Below are 23,396 nucleotides of genomic sequence, written 5' to 3' on the forward strand. Positions count from 1 at the left end.
CAAATAAGTAAGGTGTAAACTTACTATATTCTTTGTTTATCTATTTGTTCCCAGCAAACTTGCTAAAAACAGCGCAAGGCGCAAATCAATGGTTGATTTACGCCTGATGGCTTTGTTTCATTCTCGATTCGACAACTTTTCCGCCAAGCCAGAGGACTAAGATGCCAAATACCGTGAGCCCTAGTTTCAATGGATTTTTTATCACATCCAAAAAATCATAGCCGATGAAGGAGATGATGGCGATCATTACGAGCTTCCCAAGAGCTACGGATAAAACGAATGTCTTTTGGTTGATCCGGGACAAACCGGCAATGACATTGATCAAAGCAGAAGGCGTAAATGGAAAACAGTAGATGAGGAAGAGTGTGCCGAAACCACGGCGTTCCATCCATCCCAGCAGCTTTTCAATCTTATGATGCTTTGTAATAAAATGAAGAAATCTTTGCTGGCCCAATTTCCGTACCAAAAAGAACACAATAATCGAACCGATTACTGCGCCCAGCCAGGAAAAGAGGGCTCCCAGCCAGAATCCGTAAGCCGCAGCGTTTCCAGCTACGATAATGAACAGCGGCAATACGGGAATAATGGCCTCAAGCAGCGGGAGAAGCACGCCGGGCAAGAAGCCTAAATCCCGGTATTGCTCTAAAAAATGCAGTATGTTTTCCTGCGAAAGATAAGTTTTCCACTCACTCCAATTCATAGCCCGGTCTCCCTTCTATATAGCTATCATCGTTTCCATTACAGCCTTTATTTAATCTCATTATGCCCGTCTAAATTATCGCCAAAATTAGACAGACTTTTCACCTAGTTTACCATATTCACTCAATTAGTCCTAGTAAACACGCAACAAAAAACCATCCATTCTGAAGTGACCCCAAAAAGTTAGACAGCTTTTTGGGGTCACTTCAGAACGAACGGATAGTTTTTTTGCTATCTTATTTCATTAGTGCTTCGTATACCTGCAGATCGAGTTCTTTTGCCTTTTCCGCGTTCGTGGTCTTTTCATACTCCGGTTCCTGAACAATCTTTGCTCCCCAGAACATACTTTCAAAGACATGATCGATCACCACTTCAATCTTGGCAAGTTTTAGTGGCACACCTTCCATTTTTTCCTCAAGAACAGCAGCTTTCCCATTGATGGAATACACGCTCTCCAGTCCGACAATGGTTAAGACAACCTGTGGATTCTTCTTAATGTTAGCCACAATTCTCGAGTTGTTCGTTACTGTAAACCTGATTCTTTTTTCGTCACAGCTTTTTACCCATGATATGGCAGAAATTCCTGGGGCCTTCGTTTCTGCATCAACCGTACCGAGCAGCACAAGTTTCTCCCCCTGCAGATATTCAAAAAGTTCTGTGGAAAGCTGAGCAGGTATTTCCGGTTTGGCCATTTGAAAGTGCTCCCTTCTTCATCCGAGAATTTTTATGTACCATTTTATCTTCTCATAAACTGGTTTGGTAAGTAACGGATACAGCAAGAAATTTCAAAATAAACTGTCATAAGATAACTACTCTTATGACAGCTCTTCTCTATTTCCACGCTGTATCATGTCACAAAATCAGGTTTTTGCTGAGCAAGGACGGCTTTAGACTGTCCGACAGGCAAGCCGCTCTCCTGCTGAATAAATTCCGTTGCTTCTTCAAACCAGCTGTCAGGTGCCTTATGCCCCCAGAACGTCTGGCGCCGGGGGTCATTAATATCCCATTTAACCGGCTCAAAATCAGGGTCGCACGTTAAATAGTCTCCATTATATAGTTCCAGCCGGTTTCCATCAGGATCCCGAATATAGAGGAAAAAGGCGTTCGATAAACCATGGCGACCAGGTCCCCTCTCGATACAATCGGCATATCCCATGCTTGCCAGCACATCACAAGAATGAATAAGGCTCATGGGATCAGAAAGCCAGAAACCGATATGATGCAGACGGGGCCCCTCTCCGTTCATAAAGGCGATGTCGTGGACAGAGGGTTTGCGATGGAGCCAGGCAGCCCATGTTCTGTCGTCCTCTGTAGCCGTATACTCTGAACAGCGGAAGCCAAGTTCATCAGTATAAAAAGCGACAGCCTTCTCCACATCAGGTACCATGCAGTTAACATGGTCAATCCTCTGGATACGTGCTCCCTTGTATAGATCGTACTTTTGCAAGCAGCGTTCCACCGTTTCCATTTTTGAAAAGAATTCAAGCGGCATGCCAGAAGGATCTGTTGCCTTAAGAACGCGGCCCAGCGCTCTTTGCTTACCCGCCTCCTCCCACTGCGTAAAAAGATTTCTTCCTTTGAAAAGTTTCTCAATCTTCTCAAGATCTTCTTCATGCCAAACTTTATAGCCGATGGAATGGACACCTGGCTGATCCGCTTTCTTCAGTACGAGGCAATGATGACAGTGTTCTTCCAGGCCCCTTAAATAAATGTGCTGTCCGTCGCCTTCCGTCTCAATAAAGCCTAACGCATTGACATAGAAATCTCGGGAAGCGTTCAAGTCGGTCACGTTCATGACTATCCGGGCCACTCGAATGATATTAAAGTCCATAAAGCACCTCCTTAAATACGAGCATAGTTGTGGTCGGCGGTTTTCACACGGCTCAAGAATTCCTGGACCATTTGTTTGTACGGTTCCTTGTTGAAGCCATCATAATAAATGTTGGACATGCGTGCGGGATCGCCAAAGAAATAATATTCGTAAAGCGCCTGCCTGCCGCCAAAGGAGCTCATGCAAACATCCCATGCAAGCCTGAAAAGCTGTACCCTTTCATAGCCATTGATGTTCGCTCCCTGTGTGTAGCGGTGTACGAGTTCCCCGATGTCTTCCGCTTCAAAGTCAGACTCTGTCGGTATCCCCATTAAGCCGGATGCCCCTAAGATTCGTACGATTTCCACCATCCGCTGATACATTTTAGGGAACCAGTTTCGAGCTGCATTGAGCGGAGCAAAATCCGGGGTCATGTTTCCATAGGCATCAAGGGATGCATTTTGTTCAGCACGGAACAGATGAGATTGCATCGTTTCAAGAATGAGCATGACCTCTGACGCTTTTTCTTTTACGTGCGGAAACACATCGATGCCGATCGCATCCATAATGCTTAAGATGATGCCTAGAACGAATTCCGTTTTTACCGTATTTTTAGCTACTACCTGATGGGCCATATGCACGATCGCATTTGTTTCCACGTACGTACGATTACAGATGTCAGAGCTTCCCCCGACAAACACACGGTCCCACGGAACAAGCACGTTATCAAACACAACGATCGCATCGCTCTCTTCAAATCTTGAACTCAATGGGTGATCCCACTGGTTTCTTCCTTGGTCAAATGATTCACGGCACAGGAACTTCAAGCCTTCTGTGTTGTTGGGAATCGCGAAAGCCATTGCGTATGGATCATCCTCAGATGCCGCTTTGTTCAGGGTAGAAGGGAACACGACGATCTCGTCCGTCACACCGCCCAGCGTGGCTAACAGACGCGCCCCTTTTATCACGATTCCCTCTTTGTTCTTTTCTACGATTCTTGCAGACAGAAAAGGATCCTTTTGTTCTGATTGTTTTTTCGAACGGTTAGTCTGCGGATGGATGAGCGTATGTGTGAGGCTAATATCGTTTTCACGGCAATAGTGATAATAGTTTCTGGCGTTCTCCGCAAACATCGGGTCTCCCTGAGCAAAAAACGAATCTGCTGTACCAAACGCCATGACACTCGTATTCAAGTAATCTGGTGTGCGCCCCATCATTCCGCCCGTGTACCGCGCCCATTCTGTAAACATTTCACGGCGCGCGATTAAATCGTCCTTGGTTTTAGGGGCGATAAAAGATAAACCAACTTTATCTCCTGTTGTATCTGAGGTGTAGAGCATTTTATCCGCTTTTTCATGCTGGAGATCGAATAGATTGGCAATCGAACGTACCACGTTCCTTAAGGCAGGATGTTCTGTTACATCTGTTACTCGTTTTCCATGAATCCAAACGTTGTTGTTTGCCGTTTTTAAACCGTTGATATATTGTTCTCCCGTGCGTGCAGGCAATGTCATTCCCTCCCGGATATTAGTAGCTTGCTAGCGTTCTGGTCTCAGGCGTTGGTATTCGCTGAAGCAGCTATGTTCTTTTTTCCGAACTGCTGAATATGGTGATCACCGACGGCCACATGAACGACTTTCATTTCTGTGTAAAATTCAAAAGCATAATGCCCGCCTTCTCTTCCAATGCCGGATGATTTAGAACCTCCAAATGGGATTCGCAAATCACGAACATTCTGTGAGTTCACCCACAGCATTCCAGCGTCAACGGCACCAGCGACACGATGGCCTTTTTTCATATCGTTCGTCCATACATAGCCGGCAAGACCATATTTCACATCATTGGCCATCTCGACCACTTCTTCTTCTGTCTGAAAGGTCATCACCGTTAAGACCGGACCGAATATTTCTTCCTGTGCCACCGTCATGTCATTCTTCACTTTCAACAGGAGGGTCGGCGGAATAAAGTTGCCTTTGGAAAGATGCTTTGGCACTTCAGCAGCAAATATCTCACTGCCTTCATCCTCAGCAATTTTCAGATAGCGTTTTACATTTTCATAATGATCCTTATGAATAAGTGGGCCTACTTCGGTATCTGCATGGGAAGGATCGCCAACAATAATGTTGAGAACTCTTTTCTTTAAAGCGCTGATAAAGGTTTCACTTATTGATTCCTGAACAAACAGTCTGGAGTTCGCCGTGCACCTCTCACCATTGAAAGAGAAGATCCCCCATACACACGCATCAAGGGCACGTTCAACGTCACAGTCGTCAAACACAATGATTGGTGATTTTCCGCCAAGCTCCATGGAGAACCTTTTAAGAGAATCTGCTCCGTTCCGCATAATTTCCGAACCTGTCTTCGTCTCACCGGTAAACGAGATCAGCTGTACATCCTGATGTGCGACCAATGCAGCACCGGCAGTCTCTCCAAACCCATGAACAATATTAAACACACCTTCTGGAAGGCCTGCCTCATGAATGATCTCTCCAAGCTTGTTAGCCGTCAGCGGCGACCATTCAGCGGGCTTGAGTACAACCGTGTTCCCCGTAGCAAGAGCCGGGGCAACTTTCCATGTTTCAAGCATGAACGGTGCGTTCCAAGGGGTGATTAAGCCTGCTACACCTACAGGTTTCTGGATGGTGTAATTGATGAATTCATCGTCCACATGGTAGGCTTCACCGACCATTCTGTTCTTTACCATCTCGGCATAAAAACGGAAGTTGTCCGCAGCTCTAGCAACCATTTTCTTCGTCTGTGAGATCGGAAGGCCGGTATCCAGGGACTCCAGATGTGCCACCTGCTCAATATCCCGGTCGATGAGGTCCGCGATCCTATGAATGTGTTTCAGCCTATCACTAAGCTTCATTTTTCCCCAGGTTCCTGTTTTGAAGGCCTCCTTCGCCGATTTAACGGCCGAGTCGATTTCTGTTTTTGTTCCTTCTGCTACGGGATTAATCGCCTCATTTGTAAAAGGATTGATATTTGTAAACGTTTCTCCTGATGCTGAAGGTACAAACTCACCATTTATATAATGAAGGACGGTTTTTTCATAGCTGCTGCTCATGCTTCATCCCTCCTCCCGCGGTACCAGTATTGCGGCCATCAAGAATTTTATTTTCCAAACTTCCGATATAATCGATTTCAAGCCGTACTGAATCACCTGGATGAATGTGAGAAATCCCCTTTGGAGTCCCTGTCCAGATGATGTCATTCACTTCAAGGGTCATAAAGGAAGAAATGAACTCGATCAGCTCAGATATGGTATAGATCAAATTCTTTGTGTTGCCCTGCTGTCTCAGTTCACCGTTTACATAGGTTCTTAGTTCGAGATTGTTAGGATCGGGGATATCCGCCGCATCAACAAAATATGGCCCAAGCGGTCCGAAGGTGTCATGTCCTTTTGCCCGAACTGGCGGACGGTACATGTTGTTTACGAAATCCCGAACCGTTACATCGTTCGCAATGGTGTAACCGCTTACAAATTCCATTGCGTCCTTTGCTTTAATATTTCTGCCTTCCCTGCCGATGACCACAGCCAGTTCATTTTCATAATGCATATAGGTAGCGCCATCCGGATAATATACCGGTGCTTTATGTCCGACAAGAGAACTGTTCGGCTTAATAAAGAGAACAGGTTCAGCGGGTTTATCCAAGCCGAGTTCTTCCGCATGATCAGCATAGTTTAATGCCAAGCCAATCATCTTATTTGGCTTGAGCGGAGGAAGCCAAGCCTCTGCTTCATCCATGGAGATGGTCCGTCCGCAGCTAAGCAATAGCTGGTCATCCTTCACCGTGGCAGTCCGCTCTCTGCCCTCGAATAGGATACGTGCGTGTTTCATTGCATCTCACTCCCAACTTTATTCAATAGACCATAACTGGTTAACACCGTACGAATTTCTTCTTGAATGCTGTCAGACGGCAGATCCATCGGAAGTCTCAGCCTTGGCTTAATTTTACCCATCATTCCCAATGCCGCCTTTAATGGTGCCGGATTGGTATCCCTAAACAGCACATCATTCAGCGGCATCAATTCATAATGAAGCTGCATGGCTTCTTCAATGTTGCCAGCTTCCCAGGCATTATACACTTCTGCAACTTTCCCTGGCAGAACATTTGCTGTTGCGCTGATATAGCCTTTTCCGCCGATCGCAAGCATTGGATAGCAGAGCAGCTCAATCCCGGAGAACAGCAGGAAGTCTCTTCCACAATTCAGAAGAACACGGTTCACATGTTCAAAATCCTTGTTCGACTCTTTCACTCCGATGATGTTCGGGCAGTCCTCTTTCAGCCTGGCGAGTGTTTTAACTTCCAGATTCACACCTGTTCTTCCTGGAATGTTGTAAACGATCAATGGGATATCAACAGATTGTGCAACAGCTTTAAAGTGATTATATAAGGCATGCTGTGAGGGCTTGTTATAATAAGGAACAATAACCATTGCGGCATCTGCTCCCATTTCCTGTGCTCTCTTAGTCAGATGCATTGTTTCCTGATGATTGGTTGACCCTGTTCCCGGAACGACTGGCACCCTCCCGGCAACAGACTGGATCGTCGTTTCCATCACTTGCTCTCTTTCCTGCAGCGTCAATGAGCTCGGTTCTCCTGTTGTGCCCGTAACCGAAATCCCATGGCTCCCGCTTTCAATATGCCAGTTGATCAAATCACGAAGAGTTTCCAAATCAAGGCTGTCATCCTCTTGAAAAGGCGTAATAATAGGAGCCACAGACCCTTTCAACCTGCTTTTCATCTCATCAAATTGACCAGTTTTCAAAATGATCATCTCTCCTTTGAAAGTAGCTGAAGTTTCCGGTTAAGTCCTCATAGACACTGAAGCCCGAACACCAGCAGTGCTTAGTGCCAACCTTTCTGTTTTTCTCCTCCTTATGGATAATTCCGTAATTCTTCCCCACCCTTTTTTTCTTCCAAAAATGAATGGACGGTGTTTAATTTGTGGGTCCGGACATAGGCTTCGATTTCTGAGAAAGAATGACGGTTAAAAAGCATCTCAATAATCTTTTCATGTTCTTCGATGGATTTTTTTGCTCTAGAGGGCTTGGTAGCCGCCCCCATCTTTCTTACTCGGTCGAGCCTGTTCCAGATGGATTTGATGTTTTCAACTAAGAAGTGGTTATCGCAGTATTGGTAGGTTAAGCTGTGGAATTCCCGGTTGAAGTTTCCGAACATGAGAAAATCAAAATCATCCAATGACTCTTTCATCAGGTTGTTGATCGCAATGAGGTCGGTAATCTTGTGGCGGGGGAAATGCTGTGCTGAAATTGCAGTAGCATGGCCTTCTAAAACAGCCAGGACAGACAGCGTTTCCAGGTACTCTTTTTCATTGAATGGGGTGACAACAGCGCCGCTGTAGGGTTTAAAATGAATGAGCCCGTCAGTCTCCAGATTACGAATGGCTTCACGAACTGGGATGGCACTTGTCTGCAGTTCTCTTGCCAGCTGGTCGATCACAATCCTGTAACCCGGCGGATAGCGTCCATCCAGAATACGTGACTTAATGACCTTATAGGCATACTGCTGTTTGTTGATTCTGTTGTTATTTTCCATAAGTTAATGATAATTGAAAATCATATATGATTTCAACAGAATTTTCTGAAAATAATATATTATTCCTAAATATAGGCCGAAGGAACCATCCTTCACCTAAATAATTTACAGATGTAGTAAAAATAAGCTATTCTAGTTCTATCTTATTAAAGGGGTAAATAAAGCCATGAAAGTCAGAAACGCGATGGAAATTCTTGTTGAAGAAGCGTTAAATTATTATTGGAAGCAGCTCGAACTCCCATGTAAATGTGATCTATGCAAGACCGATGTTTATGCCATTACACTGAATCAGCTTCCCCCGAGATATGTTTCCAATGAAAATGGCTATGCTTACGTAAAAGCACAAAATTTTAATGATCAATCAAGAATAAACATATTGAACGAAATCGTAAAAGCTACAGGAAAAGTAGCCGTACAACCTTCTCACCCTCTTTCCCGTCCATCGGAAGATCATCATCCTTCAGAGGAGTAAAGGTATTTTAATTTTTCTGACAAAACAACTTGCCTATGATATTTTTCTATGATATAGTAGTTCCAACCATTTAGACTTTGATTACATATTTATGTGCTGTAAGTAAATGTTTGAAAGGTTCTATGGTAAAAAAAGCACACCGTGCAAAGTTTTAGGAGGCATAGTAATGCAAACAGGTAAAGTAAAATGGTTTAACGCAGAAAAAGGTTTTGGTTTTATCGAAGTTGAAGGTGGAGACGACGTATTTGTCCATTTCTCAGCAATTCAATCCGATGGCTTCAAATCATTAGATGAAGGCCAGGAAGTTGAATTTGAAATCGTTGATGGTGCACGTGGACCACAGGCTGCCAACGTTGTAAAAAGATAATCAACTTAAATTGAGGGACTGGCTTGTTAGCCAGTCCTTTTTATTTTGGAAAAAAAATTTTAAAATGAGTCCCTTTACCGATTTCGCTGGCAGCTTCAATCCTTCCGTTCATTTCAGCTGCCATTCGGTAACTTGCCATCAATCCTAAACCTGTCCCGCTTGTTTTGGTAGAAAAGAATGGATTCCCAAGCATTTTCAACTGTTCCCTTCCCATGCCAATCCCTGTATCTGATATATTGATAATCACTTCTTTGTCCTCTATAAAAGCGGATAGCGTTACGGTTCCCCCTTCCGGAGTTGCTTCAATCCCATTTTTAATAATGTTCATCAAAATTTGTTTTATTTTTACGGGATCTCCCACCACATGAATAACATCCCCAGGTTTTTGAACAAGATCTACACCCTTTAACAGAGCATATGGAAACATGACACTTCTTAACGAGGATATTAATTCGGAAACATTCAACCGCTCAATCCTTGAAGAGTTGGTCTTAACGAGAGACAAATAATCAGAGATGATCATTTGTGCCCTGTCAATTTCTTCAATCATCATCGTTAAGAAAATCTTTTTATCTTCAGGTATGTATTTTTCTTTTTGGAAAATCTGCATAAAGCCGCGCGCAACAGCCATGGGATTACGGACTTCATGGGTTACAGAGGCTGCGAGCTGCCCTACAGAATGAAGCATTTCAGATTGCTGCAGCCGAAAATTTAGTGCATAACGGATATTTTCAATCAAGGAAATGACAACAATAAGTGCCGCCGTTTGAAGTAAAGGATAAAATGCATAAATCATAGCCTTCTTCATATCCCAGCTCAACGAATGGAATAATGTCAAGTAAAGCATGAGAAAAAGCAGCTTGGAAAGTGTAATTCCCAATGTAATGGCTGTAATTTTCTTTAATTTTTTCTTGATCGGAAGCAGATGATACGTTTGATACTGACTGCTCGTTATAAGCCCGGCTGCCAGGGTGAAGAGGACTGCAATGATCATACCCTCGCCTCCCAGGAACAACCGATACCCTATCAAAAGAACAGCTGTCAGGCATCCTGGTACGATTCCTCCATATAGAAAGCTGATGAACAGCGGGACGTAACGAAGATCGAAAAAAACACCTTCCGAAAAAGAAACAGGGAATGTCATACAGACGAGAACAACACCTGCATTAATAACTTGGAACAGTAACGATGCTCTAGTCCGGTTTACTGTGGTGTTCTTCTCGAATAAAACAAATTGCAGGCAAATTATCGGAACGAGGATGACCAATAAATTAATGATCAAATGTTCTATCATTCATGTATTGCCCCCTCTCCGGTAATATATAGATAATTCTTCAGAATTCCCTATTTCCCTTCATTTTTTTTACAAAATATGCATCTTCAGTCAGAATCTTCATTTACTTGCCTATAGCTCAGCAATGTCAAAAGAATACTGCTGGCTATAGAAATAATGTAGAAATAATAGCTGGCATGCGTAACAAAATAATAGACAGCAAAACAGGTGATCGCCAGAAGAGCCAGAAAGAATTGAAACATCCATTGACGCATACGGGATTTCCCCTCTCTACCGTTTCTAACAAACTATTCCGGCAGCCCTCCGTTTGTGTCTGTCTAAGGAAGAGAAATTAAACCGTTTTTCTCTGTTTATATTGATGGATTTTATCCAGAATTTCTTTCTTTTCCCCCTCATTAAATACACCTAATCGGTGCAAAAAACGGGTATAATGTTCAACCTTCTTCAAGGATATCCTGCTGCTCCAGTTCATGCTTTTCCTCCTTTTTCCTCAAGGAAACTTTTTTAATGATAATAAACACTATATGCTCAAAACAAAACATTGGACACCTTTTCAACAAACTTGTACTTTTTTTAAAATGGCTTAGTTAAAACATATTGTTGATTTTCTATCATATTAAGGGGTGATGGCCGGCGATGATATGAGCCGGCTGATTTGTGAAACAAATGAAAGTAACAGAGCTTTAAAAATAAAAAAAAGAGCATGATTCATGCCCTTTCTTTCTTCCTTTATCTTACTTTTTAAACGCCAGAGAACCAAGCATTGACCAGAACGACGGCTCGATTCCTTCAATCGGTTCACGGACAGGCAAGTGAACGGTGTATTTCACTAGATGTCCGTCTGTTTCCTGGACGATGATATACTTGATGAGTTCATCGGAAGCTGCCTTTAGTACGAGTTTCGCCCCGCCGAACGCTCCGCTGTCTACGTCAGATCCCTTTACCTCATCTGGTTTCCCTATCTCTTCTAACTCTTTTATTCCCAATGATTTAATGTCTGCTAAACTGGCAGCATCGTCAAGAGGCTCGATCCTTACAAAATATTCTTCATCCATCTGAGAGTATAATAGGTCCCGGCCCGGCTCCTCTGCTGTAAAATCAAAATGATCAAATTTGTAGAAGTAATATCCTTGGTCACTTTCAGCCAATTTGGCAGTTCGTTTATCTTGTTCTCCTTCAACGTTCACAATAAGTGTTTTTGTTTTCGGAAGAACGGTTTGCTCAGGCCTAGGCTTTGGCTTAGATGGTTGAGCTATTGGAGCCTTAATCAATTTAATGGTCTCGGCTGTGTATTGATGATTTTCTGCTTGAAAAGATATGGAAACGGTAGAACCCGTTTTTATTGTTTTAATAGCCTCCTTGGATGCATCTGTCAGCTGCAGGAGAAGAGTCCCGTTGGAAGCTGTTTTTATTTCAATCGTTTGATCATCCATTTTCCTTGTATAGATTCCCTCATCGGTAATCATTTGCACTTTTGTATCAGCTGGTTTGTCTGATTGTTCATTATTCTTGTTTTCTTTTTGTATTTCTGAAGGGGCAGTTTCATCTTTTTTTGTTGTTTCAGAACTGCAGCCGGCAGCTCCGAAAACAAGAGTCCCTGCACACAGCCCGGCAATCCATATTTTATTTTTCAATTTTATCACCTCATAGAGTTAGACGAATCCGTTTAAGATTTGTTACATCATTCTTGTGTTGTCATGTGCCTCTCTTTCTATATCGGCTGTTATGAATCGGTCTTTAATCCTGCTAAAATACGAACGCTCTATAGCAAAAGGAAGCCGAAAAACGGCTTCCTCTGTGTTAGGAACATACAAAGTATGCGATACGGTTTGAATCAATGCCAAAGTAGTTCCATCTGAATCCGTTCCATCTGAACCCTGCGACCGACCGAAATCCCGCAAACGTAAGCCATGCCCAAAAACTTTGTCCGTTGTTCAACCAGATATAGACATACCGGTATAAACAAGGCCTTATAGCACCTGGATCAATTGCAAAGGTACCTGGCTGTCCGGAAAGCAATGCTGGTGAAGCTTGAGGAACAGCAGTTGGCGGAGGTCCTGGGGGATACATCCCAGCTTGCTGGCTTCCTGGGCCTTGCTGCTGGCCACCTGGAAATGGCGGAAACTGCTGGCCTCCCTGTCCGCCCGGAAATGACGGAAACTGCTGCCCCCCCTGTCCACCCGGAAATGATGGAAACTGAAATTGCCTTTCGTTCAAATTCTCTCAACTCCCTTTCTGTATTACCCTATCATCCTATGCCCCCCTGTCCTGTATGTATAGGCATCGGGCTACAAACAGTAAAGTATTTGCCTGGGTTTGCTCCGCCAAATTCAGGGTATGGTAGAGAAAGGAGAGATAGTATGCCGCGTGTAAGAAATGGAGTAAAAGGAATCCTGGTTGCTTTTTTAATCAGAGAAGGGAAAAAAAGAGTCCTTCCTTATGTACTTCGAAAAATTAAAAACCGCCATAATAAAGGGGCTGTCCTGAAAGTCAAAAATTGACCTTCAGGCAGCTCCTTTTTCGCGCAAAAAATCTTCAATGAAAAGTTGATTATAGTGGAAGGTGCGAGATCCTCGAAAATGAAAATCACATTTTCTTCGTGCGATGCACCGCTGCCGCAGCGTTCCTTGTCCTGCGGGACTAGCTACAGGTGAGACTCCCGCAGGCCTTGCGCCAAAAAGTAGGCGTTCACGCCGGTAAGGCTCACTGCACGCCCCACGGAAAGCGAGCGGCCTGAAACGGAAATCAACGGCTTCCAGACTTCTTGGACAGCCCCTTTTTACCGGTTCAGAAATACTTTTTTGCGGTTTATCCGATAGATGTCATTTTCATCTTTTAGAAACCTGGATTGAAAGAATGCGAGCGTATTTCCCGTCTCCTTCTCAAAAACATGGTAAAAAGCTTGCTGATCTCCAGTAAATAACAGCTTTAAGATGCTTTTCTTTCCATAATCATGAAGCAGCTGATCGATAGCAAAGTAACTCTGCTCATACGGTTTATAAGGTGAATTGATTTTATTCGCTTTTTCCCAATCTTTGACCGAACTCAATTGTTCAAATGGAACCAGTTCAAAAGGGCTGAAAACCGGTTCCCGGCCGATGCTTTTATAGCTGATATATTCAGCGAGACCCTCTTCCAGCCATCTTGGAACGTTTTGATTATCAGTGCCTCTCTCCGTTAAATACGCAATAATAAGATGGTGGGCATATTCATGGGCAAACAGTTTTTTAATCGTCCGCATATGTTCAGTTTGAGCAGGAGGAACGAGAAGGTGGATGGTACTCTCTTTAGGCACGTACATCCCATTTAACGATTCATAATGATTTGGCGGTAAATTTTGCTTCATGATTAAAGGATTATGGTAGAGAATCACCCTGACTTTTGGGACATGATTTAAGTGCAGGACTGCACTGACTGCTTTTTCAGTGGCCTGGCTCTGGTTGATCAGCTCTTTGGCATAGATTGAATCTTCCGCAGGATAATAGAGATCCACATTCTTTTCCGTTTTGTTCTGGAGAGAAGAAAGATACCTCATACTCCGCTGCAAATAATCATACTTGTATAGGAATGCTTCCTGATAATAATCCTTTTTTACTTGGGCATTGATCTTTCCGTCTTGCAAAAAAGAGTAAAAGGAATAATTGGACAAAGAAAGAACAGCACTTGCCACACCTGCTCCAATCGCTAATCCCATTCGAGATACCATTTTCCGTTTATCAGGTGAGCCGCTGATCAGCCCCAAAAATCCGTGCATAAACCAAATAAAACAAACGGCAAGAAGCACTACGGCTAATAGTATCCCCATCATGCCGTCCAGCCGCAGATAAAGGGTGAACAGGCAGGCGATCATCATTACAATTTTGCCTAAATAGGAGAGAATTGCTTTGATAACGTCCATCTCATTCACCTCCTGTCACTTTAATACATTTGCTCCATTCATCAAACAAAATTGGAAGTGTGCTGATTTTCCGTCCTGTTTTTATTTTTTACTTTCTGTCCTACCTGAAAGAAAGGCAAGGCCAAAAGGGAAAGGAGCGTTAAACATCCGAATACATAGAAACCATGGCTAAAACCAAACGTTTTCAGCAAAAGGCCGCCGATCCAGGGTCCTGCACTAAAGCCGATAGAGCGGAAGGACATTGCCCCAAAATATGTTCCTCTCATATGATCGGGTGCCAAGTCGTCCAGCAAAACATCACTGATTACAAATACAATAATCTCCCCAAGAGTGAGAACAACCATAGAAAGGACGAGAAATAACCAGTTCGAGGATAATCCGAAACCAAGCAGGGCCAGACTGAAAGCAGCGCTTCCTATCCGCAAGGCAAACATCGGATCAAATCTCTTTACATAATTCGTCACCGGATACTGCAGGATTAAAACACTCACAGCATTCGTCACAATTAGATAAGAAAATAAGGTCACTCCATGATGGAATTGGGGTGAGTTCCCCATATACTGGGCGAGCGTGGAATCCATCTGAGATTGCGCCATCAGGACTGCTATATTTCCAAGAAGAAAATACAACAAAACTTTGTCTCTGCTGATGACACTTACAGCCTTCTTGATGGTCAATTTATTCTCCTGCTGCGGCTGAAGACTTCCTTTATATTTTTTCATTAGCATCAGGACGATCACTGCATAAAGAAAATAGACGGCAGAAGTGATAAAAAAGGTGGCCATCGAAGTTGAACTGCCTAAATATGTACCTGCCACTGGCCCGATCGCGGCTCCCGCATTAATGGAAAAATACCGGGCATTAAACACACTCAACCGGTTTTCTTTTGTTGTCACGTCAGCCAACAATGCTCGGGAGATGGGCTCAAACCACGATCTGCACAGACCGTTTATGGAATTCAGCACAAAAAAACTCCAAACAGTATCTGCCATCGCAAAACCCGCGAAAACACCGCTCCAAGTAAAGATCGCAATAATCATGACCGGGAACCTGCCGATACGATCTGATAAGTAACCGCCAATGAAACCGCCAAAGGTGCCTGTCAGTGCACTGATACCGATGATCAGTCCGACAATCTGAGGATCAATGCCCTTCTCCTTGTATAAAAAAATAGCCAAAAATGGCATCGTCATAAAAAAAGCTGCTCTGGAGAAAAAAGTCCCCATTATAATAGTAGTTACAATAGGATGCCAGTGCTGCATAAATGTTTTTCTGCTCATCGCGCATACCCCATATCTTTTTACATTGTGAAGCTTTTTCTCTTTTTAATTTAATTTAACATGACTTACATTCTATACCTATCTTTTTTTAATTTATTTGAAACTTTTTGAGAGTGGATTCGTCTAATAGAATGTAACCCCCCCTTTTTTAAATAGAAGTGTAAAAAAAGCCTCTGACCAGGGCTTTTTTTATTTTTTGGCTCTATTCAATTAACGCATACTGATGCTTGAAAGAGACCCTCAAATCTTTTTCTTTATACAGCAGGGTGTGAACGCTGGAGAGGATAAGAGCCGGCAGATTTGTGTAACAAATAAAGCGCCTGAAAAGCAGATGGGAAAAAGTTTTCTTATACCCTTCTGCTTTTCAGACAGCGGTTCAATCACACCTTTAATTATCATCATCATTGACAAACACATCTATTTTTTCGTGAAGTTTAATACTCATATCAAAAAAATCACACATTCCCTATATCAATTTTAAGCTTTGATATATTGTACTCATCCCTATCAACCCCTTTTTCATCGTAGAATGAAAAAAGAGCCTCACAGGCCATACCTGTGAGGCTCTTTTTTTGTTTATGATTCTATTGGCATTCGTCACCTTCACAGAATTGCATCTTCTGATCCCTGATCGTGCATCTGATCGCTTTTTCAATGGAAGCCTGTGGATACAGCCCCTTTAACACACGCTCTCCGATTACAATCGTGGGAGCAGCCGTAATATTGTCTTCCTTCGCTTCTCCCTGTTCACGTACTAATTTTTCTTTGAATTCCTCTGATGAAAGAGCACTTAGGAATCCGAAGCGATCCAGTCCCGCTTCCATCGCGATCTCCGCTAAGACGTCTTTCTTTTCAATGTCCTTGCCTTTTTCAAAAAAAGCAGAAAAGACGAGCTGTGAATACAATTGATCTTTGCCTTGTTCTTTTGCATATATAAAACCTAGATGAGCTAAGCCGGTATAAGGTAACGCTGGAAGATCGGGAGTATTAATTGTTCTTCCCAACTCTCTAGCATGGGGCAATACAGAAGTTTCCCAATCTGCACTCCATTCTTTAATTGCCTTTCGGTTGGAAGGAAAAGGGTGCAGTTCAAACGGCTTCCATTCCACTTTAAGGTCCTTGCCTTCAACTGCTCTCTTGATTGCTGTTTCTGCCAAGTAGCAGTATGGGCAAGTATAATCAGAGTATACTTTTAGTTTGATGGTCATGATACACACCTTCCTTGCAGTTAATCAGTGATGAAAACATACTCTTTCTCTTATAATAGCAAAGCAGCCGCCAGAAATGTACTATTCAGCTTTCCACAAAAGTGATATATTTAGAAGGTGTTTGCACTTACAGCACCATATATAGACACAATCAATATACATAACAAGAAATGGATACATACAGGGGGCTTATTTAGTGATTTTAATGGCTGGAATGATAGGAACTGGCAAAACAACATTCGCTGAACTGATCAGTGAATCTCTCGGAAGCCAGGTTTTTTACGAGAGTGTAGGCGATAACCCCATTTTGCCTGACTATTATGTAAATCCTGAACGGTGGGCTTTCCCACTTCAAATTTACTTTTTAAATACACGGTTTAAAACTATTCGGCAGGCAATGTCTGATCAGCACCATGTCCTTGACCGCAGTCTTTACGAAGACTTGATCTTCGCGGAACTGAATTATGAAGCGGGAAATATGACCAAACTGGAATTTGAAACGTATGTGGATCTGCTGGAAACGCTAATGAATGAAATCAGTTCTTCACCGAAACAGCGTCCGGATCTCCTTATTTATTTGGACAGTGATTTGGATACTGCCTTAAACCGGATCAAAAACCGCGGCCGGGATTATGAACAGATAGAGAACCATCCCGAGCTTCTGGAATATTATAAGACGCTTCACGGCAAGTATAAAGACTGGATTCAAAATTATACGAAAACGCCTGTCTTGATCATCGAAAGTAAAAAATACGATGTCCATAACAAGCAAGATGCGGAGAAAGTCCTTACTTTAGTAAAGGAAAAACTCTATTCTCTTGAACCCCTGACCGTTTAACCAGCCCCTCCTTCTGTAACTTATGAATAATCAGCTCCTCCTTTTAAAAGACTAGAAACAACCACAAAAGCAAGGAGCTGAACTCACGTGTTACTATGGATTCTCATGGCTGCTGGCCTCATTCTATGCGGCGGTGGATTGGTCTGGACATGGAAGGTACTGCAGTCCAAACGGACCAAAAATGCAGCAGACGGCAATGTTAATGCTGCCATCGCAAGGCATACCGTTGTCCTTAATCCAGTTCTATTGGCATTTATCTTCTTTTCAATTGCGGTAATTATTATCATTTACGCCGCATTCTTCATGTACTCGTGATAAGAAAAGCTGCTCCCTGACGCTAAACCTGGCGTTACGAGCAGCTTTTTCTTTATTGGCGTTCGCCAAGAATCCCCATCGACTCGATATGCTCTTTTGTCAATGGCTGTCCATGATCATGTATGAACTGGTATATGTCCTTCAACGTCTGATCGTAACGGTGGTTATCAGCATCATTATGATAAGGAACGTATGGAACATGAGATCTTAAAAAGGTATCTGTGGCTGATTCGTCACACTCTCTGAACAGTTTTGTAAGCCGGCTTGCATCCTCAGCTGTCGCCTCAATCTCAAATTGAAAACTGGAAGCTGTTTTATCGCTATGTACCTCTCCTGTTTCTACATTGACGTAATACGGCTGCTTTTCCAACATCATCACTCCTGCTCTTTTCTTATAGCTTGTTTCATATTGAAAAAAACATTCATACAAGAAAAGCGCAAGCGCCTTGGTCAAGTCCAACAAGCGCTTGAGCTAGACATCACTTCTTGATTGCTGAAAAAAAAGGGGCTGTCCAGAAAGTCGAAAATTGACCTTCAGGCAGCCCCTTTTTGGCTTGAAAAATCTTCAATGAAAAGTTAATTGAAGTGGAAGATGCGAGACCCCTCGAAAATGAACTTCACATTTTCTTCGGGCGATAAAAAGCTGCCGGAGCCTTCCTTGTCCTGCGGGACTAGCGTCACAGGTGAGACTCCCGCCGGTGCTTGCACCAAAAAGTAGGCGTTCACGCCGGTAAGGCTCACCGCACGCCCCGCAAAAGTAGGAGCTCGCGCCGGTAAAAAGCGAGCAGCCTGGAACGGAAATCAACAGCTTACAGACTTCTTGGACAGCCCCGCTTTCTTACGATTAATTATTGCCCCGGTAAACATATTGTTCTTTCGGTGCAGTTGTTTTTGACCAGGAGTCCACTTTGACATAAGGGATATTGGTTTTAAAAGGCTGATAATAAATCTCCGAGATCTTGCCTTTAACTGTAATCCATTCATCATTTTTCAGCTTTACACCATTGGGCATCTCAACCATCATGCCGAATACTCCGGAGTCTGCTACACAGTGGATAATTCCAAATCGAAAAACGAAAAGCTGATTTTTTTTCGTATCTGGATCATTATAAACAAATCCCTTAAACGAAATACTCTTGTCATCAAAATCACCTGGATAATTATAGATGGTTTCCATGCCCTTTAGATAATTTGTATCATTTAAGGCAAGTGTTTCGTATTTAGAGTACTTCTTTTTCTCTTTTCTCATCAATTTATCATAGGCATCCTTGCCATAATATACGCTTGTATCCGGCCGCAAAAATTGATTCTGAGCATACGGATCGCCTTTGGATTCCTGATTTACAGGAAAGTGAAACCCCTTCGCTTTAACAATATTGGAATCCATCGTAGCGACAGGAAGGAAGATTCCCGTAATCACCGGAAATGCAAAAATCGAATAAACGAACAGCTTTTTATACCATGTATCTTCAACAGAGTGGCTGTGATCGCAGCAATCGCAGCTGGCATCTTTCTCATCATTCTTTACGGCATTGCGAAACTGTACAATGGTCAGGAGCGCTAAAGCAAACATGACACTGAATGACAGGTACGAGTATTTCATATTAATGTACTTGCTGATGTTGCCAGATGCATGAAGCTGCATGATCAAAAATGTAAATCCCATCAATAGATATCCTCGAATCATAGTGCCACCTCCTTAGAACAGCAATGAATATAAAAATACAACTACAGACAGTGATGCAACGACGATCAGAACCAGTTTTGTCTTAAATGTCCCGAGCATCATCAAGAGATTCTTCATGTCAAGCATCGGCCCGAATACAAGAAACGCCACTATGGAGCCTGTGGAAAACGTACTTCTGAATGAGGACGCAATAAATGCATCTGCTTCCGAACAAAGGGATAAGACAAAGGCAAGTCCCATCATAACGAGAGAAGATGAAGCTTGTCCCTGACCGATGGCAAGCAATGTGGATGTCTTTACATACGTTTGAACAGCCGCTGCAATAAGTGAGCCGATTACTAAGTATTTACCCATCGAAAAGAATTCTTCAACAGCATGATTCAGGGTTTCCCCGATTTTTTGTTTAACCGTAAGCTTTTTAAGAGAATGATGATGTTCGATCCGAATCTTCAAACCGTCCCCTTTATAAAAGAAAGCAAGAATCAGACCTACCACCACTGAAACAGCAACAGCGCCGCCAGCACGGTATAAAGGCATGGTCCAGTTGCTTCCAAAGGCGACATAGGTTGAAAAAAGGACGACCGGATTGATAATGGGTCCTGTCAGCATAAAGGCAATACCCGCATAGATAGGTACTCCCTTGGAGACCAATCTCCTGACAATCGGTACGATCCCGCATTCACATGCTGGGAAAAGGGCGCCTAAAAACGAGGCGAACAAAACTGCAAGAATTGGATTTTTTGGCATAACCTTTGCCACCAATTCCTCCGAAACAAAGATTTGTATGATTCCCGCCATAAAAACACCGAGAACTACAAAGGGCAGTGCCTCAATTAAAATCGAAATAAATATCGTATTCATCTGCAAAAACGATTGCGGCAGTGATAAAAAGAGCATAGATTGCCTCCTGGATGTTTTCCTTCTGCAGTAAACTATAAGACAAAATAAAGCAGCCGTCTATTTTTATCTTTTTATAAAAATATTCAAAAAAGACTGCCGGTTATCTCATAACCGGCAGTTCATGACGTGATATCGCTTTCCTCATTGTAAAAATTCTTCCACCGTAACCTTGCGTTTTTGTACAGAAGGCGGGCATGATGAATTAAAAGCTGTAACTTTTTTATTAATTTCTTCCACTGTTCTTTTGATGTTATATTCCACGGTATAGGTTTTAACTTCTTTCTTCAACTGTTCAATCTCTTTTCCAAGCTTGACCCAGTTAGGCAGAATGTTGTTTTCCTTCAAGATTTTATTCAGCTGTTTTTCCGGATTGTACGTAAGATCATTATCCTCAAAAACTAACGGCTTGCCCTTTCCCTTAAGGTTATCAAAGGCTCCTTCTTTTTCGGCACGTTTTACAATGGCAGTTAGATGGTCTTCGTAATACCAGCCTGTGTCTTCATCCTTCATAAGAATTTCTTTCTTCTGAAGTTCCTTTTCCAGCTCGTTTTCCTTCATACCATTTATACCTCCCTTGCCATTTTAGGATGTATCTATATCTTCATGATACGCTAATTAACATCCTTTCTTAAGGAAAATTGTGACATTTTATTGAAAAGCGCAAGCGCCTGGACTGCCTATCTGATGAGACGTCAGTGAGGCTGATGCGTTGTCTGGCATGTAACGTGCTGTGTTTGGCACGTAAACCGCGAAAACTCGCACGTAAACCTGGAAAAGTGAACCGTAAATCCACAAAACTCGCACGTAAACCTGGAAAGCCAACATATATACTTCCATTTCTACATAAAGAAAAGCCCGCATTAAAATCATTGCGGACTTGAATGACGCGACCAACATGCTCCAATTTGCCGAAAGAAGTGTTGATTCCATCTGGCCAGTTATACGAAAGCTTCAAGAGCCATGCTCTGGGAGAACGCGCTCATCTATATTGCCTGGCTTTATAACGCATGGCAATCAGAAGCCCACCCTGCACCTCTAAAAAAGCAGCTGGAGGAAGGTTATCGTTTTATCGTACAGCAAGCGGAAGGTTTTTATTTCGGAGCCTCCTCCAATCCTTTTCTGAAATCGTCAAAGAAGTATGAGGAACAGGAGATGAAAAAAAGGCAGACATGCTGCCTATATTACAAAACAGATGGAGGCACATGCTTCAAAACGTGCCCGATGAATGAAGCCGACTGATCCATTGAATATCAGGCGGCTTTTGTTTGTATGATAATAATATTGGGTATCACTTGATTATAGAGAACATAGGGAGGAAGAACATGGCCATTATTTATATCAGTATTGCTGTCGTCGTTGCTGCATTGGTTTTCCTTGGATTCTATGCTGTTAAACTGATGAAATCGAGCCGCCAGACGATGGAGAACTTAAACCGGACGACGCAGCTCATGCAGGCGGAAATGAACGATGTAACCAATCAGACTGCACTTCTGAACGAGAAAACAGAGTACTTAAAATATGATATGTATAATAAAAAACAAAGCATTAAAAGTGTTGGAGATTCTGCTACAGAATTGAAGAATACAACAGCAGAACTCCTCAGAAAGTTTAAAAAATAACAGCCGCAAGCCCGGGTCATGGGCTGCGGCTGTTTTGCTGTCAGAACGGTTTCATCTGGCTTATGACTTCGTTGTATTCCTTCAGCAGACGATTCATTATTTCACGGGCAGGACGGCTTTCTGCAAGAGGAGCACCTTGCCCTGCCCATAATGACATCCACTCTCTTTTACCTTCACTTGCCGCTTTCTTGCGGATTTCTGACGTCATTGCGTTCAGGATCGGGTATGGCGGGAGATCTTCTACTGCTGCCATCTGCTTCATAAAATCATTGTTGATGCCTCTGGCCATCTTTCCAGAGAAGGCCTTCGTCAGCCGCAGATCCGTTTCCTTTGCATGAAGAACGGCGTCTTTATGCAAAGGATGGGCACCGCTTTCAGCTGAAGCTAAAAATGCCGTACCGAGCTGTACTCCACTCGCCCCGAGTGCCATAGCGGCAGCGATTCCCCGTCCATCCATAATTCCTCCGGCTGCTATGACTGGCACAGAAACCGCATCTGTGAGCAGCGGAATGAGTGCCATCGTCCCGATCAATGCATCTTCTGCTTCACCTATAAACGTTCCCCGGTGGCCGCCAGCTTCACTGCCTTGTGCCGAAATGGCGTCAATCCCAAGTGCCTCCAGCTTTTGAGCTTCCTTCACTGATGTTGCAGTAGCCATAATCCTTACCCCGTACCCTTTCAAAAGATCCACAAGTTCATCTGAGGGGGCGTTAAATGTAAAACTCACGATCGGAACTTGAGCATCAAGGACACATTGAAGCTGTTCTTGAAAGGTGGACTGATGTTCTTTTTTACCCGTCGCCTTGTCCATAATACCAAGTGAAGAGCGGAAAGGTGCGAGCAGCGCCTGCATCTTTTCTGTCTGCACTCTGTCCTCTATGAATTCTTCAGGGAGGAATAGATTTACAGCATAAGGCTTATCCGTTGTTTCCCTGATTGTTTTAATTGCTGCTTGTAGATCTGCAGGTTTCATGTATCCTGCACCCAGAGTTCCTAATCCTCCGGCATTGGAAACAGCCGCAGCCAGCTCCGGAGTCGCTGGCCCGCCGGCCATTCCTGCTTGTACGATGGGATATTGAATGTCGAAAAGTGATAGAATGGATTGCTTCATTTCAGCACCTCTCTCCTTCGTTTTGGTTTCGAGTAACACACTTCCAAATAGAGTGTAACAAAAAAACACGCCGGCTGTCCGCGTGTTTACATTTTAATTTGTTCAAACTGACGATAAACGTTTTTGATGACCTGATGTATGTTTTCATTGCTATAACCGCATTCTCTCATCGCACGGGCAACATATCCAGCGACTTCTTCTTTTTCCGGATCCCCATTTATTTTCAGCAGCAGTTCATTGATTTTTTTATTTCGCTGAGGTTCATCCATGATTTCACCTGCCTGCTCTTTTTCGTTAGTGTATGAACAGGACAAAAGAAAAAGACCCCTATTC

General features: G+C 43.1%; 29 protein-coding genes. 6 read left to right on the plus strand and 23 right to left on the minus strand.

Annotated features, from left to right (window positions below; translation table 11 throughout):
* Positions 1–97: 97 nt before the first annotated feature.
* The 8 genes from OKX00_RS14970 to OKX00_RS15005 all read right to left on the minus strand — a co-directional run bounded on the left by OKX00_RS14970 (position 98) and on the right by OKX00_RS15005 (position 8,074).
* Positions 98–700, minus strand: coding sequence for a TVP38/TMEM64 family protein (locus OKX00_RS14970; protein ID WP_265407865.1), 603 nt, complete (start codon positions 698–700; stop codon positions 98–100).
* A 235-nt stretch (positions 701–935) separates the two neighbouring features.
* Positions 936–1,391, minus strand: a complete 456-nt coding sequence (locus OKX00_RS14975) for a pyridoxamine 5'-phosphate oxidase family protein (RefSeq protein ID WP_053354837.1) — start codon at positions 1,389–1,391, stop codon at positions 936–938.
* A 155-nt stretch (positions 1,392–1,546) separates the two neighbouring features.
* Entirely contained in the window at positions 1,547–2,530 is a 984-nt protein-coding gene (gene hpaD / locus OKX00_RS14980; protein WP_265407866.1) for a 3,4-dihydroxyphenylacetate 2,3-dioxygenase, read from the minus strand.
* An 11-nt stretch (positions 2,531–2,541) separates the two neighbouring features.
* Positions 2,542–4,017 carry a 4-hydroxyphenylacetate 3-monooxygenase, oxygenase component gene (gene hpaB / locus OKX00_RS14985; RefSeq protein ID WP_062231248.1) on the minus strand — a complete coding sequence of 492 codons (1,476 nt, stop codon included), beginning with the start codon at positions 4,015–4,017 and terminating at the stop codon, positions 2,542–2,544.
* A gap of 44 nt (positions 4,018–4,061) precedes the next feature.
* A complete protein-coding gene (hpaE, locus tag OKX00_RS14990) occupies positions 4,062–5,576 on the minus strand; it encodes a 5-carboxymethyl-2-hydroxymuconate semialdehyde dehydrogenase (protein WP_265407867.1) in 1,515 nt (504 codons plus the stop codon).
* Positions 5,560–6,351, minus strand: coding sequence for a fumarylacetoacetate hydrolase family protein (locus OKX00_RS14995; protein WP_265407868.1), 792 nt, complete (start codon positions 6,349–6,351; stop codon positions 5,560–5,562). Before OKX00_RS14995 ends, hpaE begins: the two co-directional genes overlap by 17 nt.
* On the minus strand, positions 6,348–7,259 hold the full coding sequence (gene hpaI / locus OKX00_RS15000) for a 2,4-dihydroxyhept-2-ene-1,7-dioic acid aldolase (RefSeq protein WP_265410556.1): 912 nt from the start codon (positions 7,257–7,259) through the stop codon (positions 6,348–6,350). The genes OKX00_RS14995 and hpaI overlap by 4 nt, the downstream gene beginning before the upstream one ends.
* Before the next feature lie 134 nt (positions 7,260–7,393).
* Positions 7,394–8,074: a GntR family transcriptional regulator gene (locus OKX00_RS15005; protein ID WP_265407869.1), complete on the minus strand. Its 681-nt coding sequence runs from the start codon at positions 8,072–8,074 to the stop codon at positions 7,394–7,396.
* A 166-nt stretch (positions 8,075–8,240) separates the two neighbouring features.
* On the opposite strand from OKX00_RS15005, the gene OKX00_RS15010 reads away from it, so the two are divergent.
* Both OKX00_RS15010 and cspD read left to right on the plus strand, forming a co-directional pair.
* On the plus strand, positions 8,241–8,546 hold the full coding sequence (locus OKX00_RS15010; RefSeq protein WP_053354843.1) for a late competence development ComFB family protein: 306 nt from the start codon (positions 8,241–8,243) through the stop codon (positions 8,544–8,546).
* A gap of 166 nt (positions 8,547–8,712) precedes the next feature.
* Positions 8,713–8,913 carry a cold-shock protein CspD gene (cspD, locus tag OKX00_RS15015; protein WP_053354844.1) on the plus strand — a complete coding sequence of 67 codons (201 nt, stop codon included), beginning with the start codon at positions 8,713–8,715 and terminating at the stop codon, positions 8,911–8,913.
* A gap of 40 nt (positions 8,914–8,953) precedes the next feature.
* On the opposite strand, the gene OKX00_RS15020 is transcribed toward cspD, so the two are convergent.
* The 8 genes from OKX00_RS15020 to OKX00_RS15055 form a co-directional block, all read right to left on the minus strand.
* On the minus strand, positions 8,954–10,207 hold the full coding sequence (locus OKX00_RS15020; RefSeq protein WP_265407870.1) for an ATP-binding protein: 1,254 nt from the start codon (positions 10,205–10,207) through the stop codon (positions 8,954–8,956).
* 86 nt (positions 10,208–10,293) lie between these two features.
* On the minus strand, positions 10,294–10,461 hold the full coding sequence (locus OKX00_RS15025; RefSeq protein WP_156418809.1) for a hypothetical protein: 168 nt from the start codon (positions 10,459–10,461) through the stop codon (positions 10,294–10,296).
* Positions 10,462–10,538: 77 nt separating this feature from the next.
* Positions 10,539–10,679: a hypothetical protein gene (locus tag OKX00_RS15030; RefSeq protein WP_265407871.1), complete on the minus strand. Its 141-nt coding sequence runs from the start codon at positions 10,677–10,679 to the stop codon at positions 10,539–10,541.
* Between the two features lie 262 nt (positions 10,680–10,941).
* Positions 10,942–11,841 (minus strand): hypothetical protein, encoded by a 900-nt coding sequence (locus OKX00_RS15035; protein ID WP_265407872.1) that lies wholly within the window; start codon positions 11,839–11,841, stop codon positions 10,942–10,944.
* 166 nt (positions 11,842–12,007) lie between these two features.
* Positions 12,008–12,424: a hypothetical protein gene (locus tag OKX00_RS15040; protein WP_053354847.1), complete on the minus strand. Its 417-nt coding sequence runs from the start codon at positions 12,422–12,424 to the stop codon at positions 12,008–12,010.
* Between the two features lie 562 nt (positions 12,425–12,986).
* Positions 12,987–14,105: a DUF2268 domain-containing putative Zn-dependent protease gene (locus tag OKX00_RS15045; RefSeq protein ID WP_265407873.1), complete on the minus strand. Its 1,119-nt coding sequence runs from the start codon at positions 14,103–14,105 to the stop codon at positions 12,987–12,989.
* A 41-nt stretch (positions 14,106–14,146) separates the two neighbouring features.
* Complete coding sequence (locus tag OKX00_RS15050; RefSeq protein WP_265407874.1) at positions 14,147–15,385, minus strand: MDR family MFS transporter; 1,239 nt, start codon at positions 15,383–15,385, stop codon at positions 14,147–14,149.
* Between the two features lie 584 nt (positions 15,386–15,969).
* Positions 15,970–16,593 carry a DsbA family oxidoreductase gene (locus tag OKX00_RS15055; RefSeq protein ID WP_265407875.1) on the minus strand — a complete coding sequence of 208 codons (624 nt, stop codon included), beginning with the start codon at positions 16,591–16,593 and terminating at the stop codon, positions 15,970–15,972.
* A 205-nt stretch (positions 16,594–16,798) separates the two neighbouring features.
* Here OKX00_RS15055 and OKX00_RS15060 point away from each other — a divergent pair, with 205 nt between their 5' ends.
* Positions 16,799–17,431, plus strand: a complete 633-nt coding sequence (locus OKX00_RS15060; RefSeq protein ID WP_265410557.1) for a deoxynucleoside kinase — start codon at positions 16,799–16,801, stop codon at positions 17,429–17,431.
* 87 nt (positions 17,432–17,518) lie between these two features.
* Positions 17,519–17,746: a hypothetical protein gene (locus OKX00_RS15065; RefSeq protein WP_091006413.1), complete on the plus strand. Its 228-nt coding sequence runs from the start codon at positions 17,519–17,521 to the stop codon at positions 17,744–17,746.
* A 52-nt stretch (positions 17,747–17,798) separates the two neighbouring features.
* On the opposite strand, the gene OKX00_RS15070 is transcribed toward OKX00_RS15065, so the two are convergent.
* The 5 genes from OKX00_RS15070 to OKX00_RS15090 all read right to left on the minus strand — a co-directional run bounded on the left by OKX00_RS15070 (position 17,799) and on the right by OKX00_RS15090 (position 20,891).
* On the minus strand, positions 17,799–18,122 hold the full coding sequence (locus tag OKX00_RS15070) for a hydrolase (protein ID WP_265407876.1): 324 nt from the start codon (positions 18,120–18,122) through the stop codon (positions 17,799–17,801).
* Positions 18,123–18,322: 200 nt separating this feature from the next.
* Positions 18,323–18,487, minus strand: a complete 165-nt coding sequence (locus OKX00_RS15075) for a hypothetical protein (protein ID WP_265407877.1) — start codon at positions 18,485–18,487, stop codon at positions 18,323–18,325.
* Between the two features lie 103 nt (positions 18,488–18,590).
* Positions 18,591–19,433 carry a TIGR03943 family putative permease subunit gene (locus OKX00_RS15080; RefSeq protein WP_053354854.1) on the minus strand — a complete coding sequence of 281 codons (843 nt, stop codon included), beginning with the start codon at positions 19,431–19,433 and terminating at the stop codon, positions 18,591–18,593.
* 12 nt (positions 19,434–19,445) lie between these two features.
* A complete protein-coding gene (locus OKX00_RS15085; RefSeq protein ID WP_062231218.1) occupies positions 19,446–20,330 on the minus strand; it encodes a permease in 885 nt (294 codons plus the stop codon).
* Between the two features lie 144 nt (positions 20,331–20,474).
* Positions 20,475–20,891 (minus strand): DnaJ family domain-containing protein, encoded by a 417-nt coding sequence (locus OKX00_RS15090; RefSeq protein ID WP_265407878.1) that lies wholly within the window; start codon positions 20,889–20,891, stop codon positions 20,475–20,477.
* Positions 20,892–21,293: 402 nt separating this feature from the next.
* Between OKX00_RS15090 and OKX00_RS15095 the strand changes: the two genes are divergently transcribed.
* Both OKX00_RS15095 and OKX00_RS15100 read left to right on the plus strand, forming a co-directional pair.
* On the plus strand, positions 21,294–21,572 hold the full coding sequence (locus tag OKX00_RS15095; protein ID WP_265407879.1) for a hypothetical protein: 279 nt from the start codon (positions 21,294–21,296) through the stop codon (positions 21,570–21,572).
* An 83-nt stretch (positions 21,573–21,655) separates the two neighbouring features.
* Positions 21,656–21,952 carry a DUF948 domain-containing protein gene (locus tag OKX00_RS15100; protein ID WP_265407880.1) on the plus strand — a complete coding sequence of 99 codons (297 nt, stop codon included), beginning with the start codon at positions 21,656–21,658 and terminating at the stop codon, positions 21,950–21,952.
* Between the two features lie 40 nt (positions 21,953–21,992).
* Here the strand turns inward: OKX00_RS15100 and OKX00_RS15105 are convergent, their stop codons facing one another.
* Both OKX00_RS15105 and OKX00_RS15110 read right to left on the minus strand, forming a co-directional pair.
* Positions 21,993–23,063 carry an NAD(P)H-dependent flavin oxidoreductase gene (locus OKX00_RS15105; RefSeq protein WP_265407881.1) on the minus strand — a complete coding sequence of 357 codons (1,071 nt, stop codon included), beginning with the start codon at positions 23,061–23,063 and terminating at the stop codon, positions 21,993–21,995.
* Positions 23,064–23,149: 86 nt separating this feature from the next.
* Positions 23,150–23,377: a hypothetical protein gene (locus OKX00_RS15110; protein ID WP_265407882.1), complete on the minus strand. Its 228-nt coding sequence runs from the start codon at positions 23,375–23,377 to the stop codon at positions 23,150–23,152.
* Between the last annotated feature and the right edge of the window lie 19 nt (positions 23,378–23,396).

Origin of the sequence: Fictibacillus sp. KU28468, from assembly GCF_026153615.1 — a bacterium.
Taxonomy (GTDB): Bacteria; Bacillota; Bacilli; order Bacillales; family Fictibacillaceae; genus Fictibacillus_C; species Fictibacillus_C marinisediminis.

Coding starts and splice junctions, on each gene's coding strand:
- OKX00_RS14970 (WP_265407865.1), bottom strand. CDS start 700: ATGAATTGGAGTGAGTGGAAAACTTATCTTTCGCAGGAAAACATACTG.
- OKX00_RS14975 (WP_053354837.1), bottom strand. CDS start 1,391: ATGGCCAAACCGGAAATACCTGCTCAGCTTTCCACAGAACTTTTTGAA.
- hpaD (WP_265407866.1), bottom strand. CDS start 2,530: ATGGACTTTAATATCATTCGAGTGGCCCGGATAGTCATGAACGTGACC.
- hpaE (WP_265407867.1), bottom strand. CDS start 5,576: ATGAGCAGCAGCTATGAAAAAACCGTCCTTCATTATATAAATGGTGAG.
- OKX00_RS14995 (WP_265407868.1), bottom strand. CDS start 6,351: ATGAAACACGCACGTATCCTATTCGAGGGCAGAGAGCGGACTGCCACG.
- hpaI (WP_265410556.1), bottom strand. CDS start 7,259: ATGAAAAGCAGGTTGAAAGGGTCTGTGGCTCCTATTATTACGCCTTTT.
- OKX00_RS15005 (WP_265407869.1), bottom strand. CDS start 8,074: ATGGAAAATAACAACAGAATCAACAAACAGCAGTATGCCTATAAGGTC.
- OKX00_RS15010 (WP_053354843.1), top strand. CDS start 8,241: ATGAAAGTCAGAAACGCGATGGAAATTCTTGTTGAAGAAGCGTTAAAT.
- cspD (WP_053354844.1), top strand. CDS start 8,713: ATGCAAACAGGTAAAGTAAAATGGTTTAACGCAGAAAAAGGTTTTGGT.
- OKX00_RS15020 (WP_265407870.1), bottom strand. CDS start 10,207: ATGATAGAACATTTGATCATTAATTTATTGGTCATCCTCGTTCCGATA.
- OKX00_RS15025 (WP_156418809.1), bottom strand. CDS start 10,461: ATGCGTCAATGGATGTTTCAATTCTTTCTGGCTCTTCTGGCGATCACC.
- OKX00_RS15030 (WP_265407871.1), bottom strand. CDS start 10,679: ATGAACTGGAGCAGCAGGATATCCTTGAAGAAGGTTGAACATTATACC.
- OKX00_RS15045 (WP_265407873.1), bottom strand. CDS start 14,105: ATGGACGTTATCAAAGCAATTCTCTCCTATTTAGGCAAAATTGTAATG.
- OKX00_RS15050 (WP_265407874.1), bottom strand. CDS start 15,385: ATGAGCAGAAAAACATTTATGCAGCACTGGCATCCTATTGTAACTACT.
- OKX00_RS15055 (WP_265407875.1), bottom strand. CDS start 16,593: ATGACCATCAAACTAAAAGTATACTCTGATTATACTTGCCCATACTGC.
- OKX00_RS15060 (WP_265410557.1), top strand. CDS start 16,799: ATGGCTGGAATGATAGGAACTGGCAAAACAACATTCGCTGAACTGATC.
- OKX00_RS15070 (WP_265407876.1), bottom strand. CDS start 18,122: ATGATGTTGGAAAAGCAGCCGTATTACGTCAATGTAGAAACAGGAGAG.
- OKX00_RS15080 (WP_053354854.1), bottom strand. CDS start 19,433: ATGATTCGAGGATATCTATTGATGGGATTTACATTTTTGATCATGCAG.
- OKX00_RS15085 (WP_062231218.1), bottom strand. CDS start 20,330: ATGCTCTTTTTATCACTGCCGCAATCGTTTTTGCAGATGAATACGATA.
- OKX00_RS15090 (WP_265407878.1), bottom strand. CDS start 20,891: ATGAAGGAAAACGAGCTGGAAAAGGAACTTCAGAAGAAAGAAATTCTT.
- OKX00_RS15095 (WP_265407879.1), top strand. CDS start 21,294: ATGCTCTGGGAGAACGCGCTCATCTATATTGCCTGGCTTTATAACGCA.
- OKX00_RS15100 (WP_265407880.1), top strand. CDS start 21,656: ATGGCCATTATTTATATCAGTATTGCTGTCGTCGTTGCTGCATTGGTT.
- OKX00_RS15105 (WP_265407881.1), bottom strand. CDS start 23,063: ATGAAGCAATCCATTCTATCACTTTTCGACATTCAATATCCCATCGTA.